Below are 2,500 nucleotides of genomic sequence, written 5' to 3'. Positions count from 1 at the left end.
CCGTACTCAGGATCCTGTCTAGAGGTAATGACTTTTCGGTTACGGGATTATCACCCTCTTTGATTACGCTTCCCAACGTATTCACCTAAATCATTACTTGGTAACTCAACGACAGTCCTACAACCCCAGCATGCAAGCACTCTGGTTTGGGCTCTTCCCGTTTCGCTCGCCGCTACTCAGGGAATCGATTTTTCTTTCTGCTCCTGCTGCTAATGAGATGTTTCAGTTCACAGCGTATTCCTTCTAACCGTTATGTATTGGCGGTTAGATAACATTTTTATATGTTGGGTTTCCCCATTCGGAAATCTCCGGCTCATAGCGTACTTACCGCTCCCCGAAGCTTATCGTAGTTAGTCACGTCCTTCATCGGCTCCTAGTGCCAAGGCATCCACCACGCGCCCTTATTCACTTAACCACAACTAATTTAGTTGGATCAGTTTATATGAGTTGGTCATCTTTCAGACCTGCGATTAAACCGTTCTTTATTAAAGAACTTGTGTTGTTTCTCGGTTCATTTAGAATCAATTTCTTGATTTAAAAGATTTTCTTGATTATTCAGTTTTCAATGTTCAAGCTTGGCTCTCTTTTACGAAAGCCAATGGAGAATATCGGGATCGAACCGATGACCCCCTGCTTGCAAAGCAGGTGCTCTCCCAGCTGAGCTAATCCCCCATACCTAATCGGTAGAGTTCACACACTCAAAACTAAACAAAACTTTGTAACAAATCAAATTGACACTTAAGTCCCTGTAACGTTCCGGTTATCCTTAGAAAGGAGGTGATCCAGCCGCAGGTTCTCCTACGGCTACCTTGTTACGACTTCACCCCAGTCATCAGTCCTGCCTTAGACGGCTCCTCCCCGAAGGTTAGGCCACCGGCTTTGGGCATTACCAACTCCCATGGTGTGACGGGCGGTGTGTACAAGACCCGGGAACGTATTCACCGCGGCATGCTGATCCGCGATTACTAGCGATTCCGACTTCATGTAGTCGAGTTGCAGACTACAATCCGAACTGAGACGTACTTTAAGAGATTCGCTTACCCTCGCGAGTTCGCTGCTCGTTGTATACGCCATTGTAGCACGTGTGTAGCCCAAGTCATAAGGGGCATGATGACCTGACGTCGTCCCCGCCTTCCTCCGGTTTGTCACCGGCAGTCTGTCTAGAGTGCCCAACTGAATGCTGGCAACTAAACATAAGGGTTGCGCTCGTTGCGGGACTTAACCCAACATCTCACGACACGAGCTGACGACGGCCATGCACCACCTGTCACTTTGCTTCCGAAGAAGACAATGTAATCTCTTACATCTTCAAAGGATGTCAAGACTTGGTAAGGTTCTTCGCGTTGCTTCGAATTAAACCACATGCTCCACCGCTTGTGCGGGTCCCCGTCAATTCCTTTGAGTTTCAGTCTTGCGACCGTACTCCCCAGGCGGGATACTTAATGCGTTTGCTTCGTCACTAAAGGGCGGAAACCCTCTAACAACTAGTATCCATCGTTTACGGTGTGGACTACCAGGGTATCTAATCCTGTTTGCTACCCACACTTTCGAGCCTCAACGTCAGTTGCAGTCCAGTAAGCCGCCTTCGCCACTGGTGTTCTTCCATATATCTACGCATTCCACCGCTACACATGGAGTTCCACTTACCTCTACTGCACTCAAGTTCGACAGTTTCCAAAGCCATTCCACAGTTGAGCTGTGGGCTTTCACTTCAGACTTACCGAACCGTCTGCGCTCGCTTTACGCCCAATAAATCCGGATAACGCTCGGGACATACGTATTACCGCGGCTGCTGGCACGTATTTAGCCGTCCCTTTCTGGTATGGTACCGTCAATGCAGGTTCATTTCCTAACCCGCCCGTTCTTCCCATACAACAGTGCTTTACGACCCGAAAGCCTTCATCACACACGCGGCGTTGCTCCATCAGGCTTTCGCCCATTGTGGAAGATTCCCTACTGCAGCCTCCCGTAGGAGTTTGGGCCGTGTCTCAGTCCCAATGTGGCCGGTCAGTCTCTCAACTCGGCTATGCATCATCGTCTTGGTGAGCCTTTACCTCACCAACTAACTAATGCACCGCGAATCCATCTAAAAGCGCTGCAAACGCAGCTTTCAACATTAGTTCATGTGAACTTGTGTTTTATCCGGTATTAGTCCCTGTTTCCAAGAGTTATCCCAGACTTAAAGGTAGGTTATTCACGTGTTACTCACCCGTTCGCCACTTACTTGAAAAGTGCAAGCACTTTTCGCTGTTCGTACGACTTGCATGTATTAGGCACGCCGCCAGCGTTCATCCTGAGCCAGGATCAAACTCTCACGTTAAAGTTTGAAGATTGCTCTTCGATTAAACTGACTATTTGTTATCTATCCGATAACGCCTATCCGTTTATTGTTTGTTACGAATTGACTTCGCAAATTTGTATATGACAGTCATCATAACTGCCACCGTTACAGATTTGTTTGTTCAAAGTTTTGTTCAGTTTTCAATGTGCGTACCCGATT

Annotated in this window: 1 tRNA gene and 2 rRNA genes (1 of these 3 cut by a window edge); all 3 read right to left on the bottom strand. The window is 47.7% G+C overall.

Going from position 1 to position 2,500, the window contains the following annotated elements:
• Nucleotides 1-415 (bottom strand): 23S ribosomal RNA (locus NFX39_RS06390); it reaches 2,492 nt to the left of the window's first position.
• Between the two features lie 184 nt (nucleotides 416-599).
• A tRNA-Ala gene (locus NFX39_RS06385) sits at nucleotides 600-672 on the bottom strand.
• Between the two features lie 98 nt (nucleotides 673-770).
• A 16S ribosomal RNA gene (locus NFX39_RS06380) occupies nucleotides 771-2,320 on the bottom strand.
• The 16S and 23S rRNA genes sit together here with 1 tRNA gene alongside, the layout of an rRNA operon.
• Nucleotides 2,321-2,500 lie beyond the last annotated feature (180 nt).

This window comes from Fructobacillus apis, from assembly GCF_023893635.1.
Lineage (GTDB): Bacteria > Bacillota > Bacilli > Lactobacillales > Lactobacillaceae > Fructobacillus > Fructobacillus apis.
The sequence above is the reverse complement of the archived record's forward strand: the minus strand, read 5'-3'. Positions and strand labels throughout refer to the sequence as shown.